The organism is Nocardioides sp. CPCC 206348, from assembly GCF_048654705.1.
GTDB lineage: Bacteria > Actinomycetota > Actinomycetes > Propionibacteriales > Nocardioidaceae > Nocardioides.
On sequence record NZ_JBMCZA010000243.1, the window covers coordinates 1 to 550 of the forward strand.

Consider the following 550-nt stretch of genomic DNA (forward strand, 5'->3'; position numbering starts at 1 on the left):
CGGTGTCTGTCCGCCGTGAAGGTGACGGCATCCCGGAAGGGGAGGGCAACGCCTTCGGTGCGATGCTCTGCGACCTCGGGACCAACCATGACGACCCGGTGGCGCGCGTCGACTCGATCCGGGGACAGACCCGCGCGGCGAAGGAACGCTTCGCAAAGATGTCCGCGGCCGAGATCCTCGCCGTCAGCAAGCTGATCATGGGCGGCGCGATCGTCTCCTCGCTGACCGGCATCACGGCGTTGCCCCGGCATCCGTTCAACCTGATCATCTCGAACGTGCCCGCACCCAACCAGCCGCTCTACTACAACGGCGCGCAGATGACCGACATCTACCCGGTGTCCATGATCTCCGAGGCCCAGGCCATGAACATCACCCTCACGCGTTACGACAACCAGATGACCTTCGGCATCGTGGGAGACCGCAAGGCGCTGCCGCACCTGCAGCGGATGCTCATCCACCTCGACGGTGCACTCGAGGCGCTGGAGAAGGCCGTTTCGAGGTGAACGATGGCCGCCGCCGATGACCTGCGACCGCTGGTCGATGCCTCCAC

Annotated in this window: 1 protein-coding gene; it reads left to right on the top strand. The window is 65.5% G+C overall.

Going from position 1 to position 550, the window contains the following annotated elements:
* Nucleotides 1-503, top strand: a 503-nt coding sequence (locus ACOADB_RS28315) for a WS/DGAT domain-containing protein (RefSeq protein WP_378607074.1), incomplete at its 5' end; no start/stop codon positions are given.
* Nucleotides 504-550 lie beyond the last annotated feature (47 nt).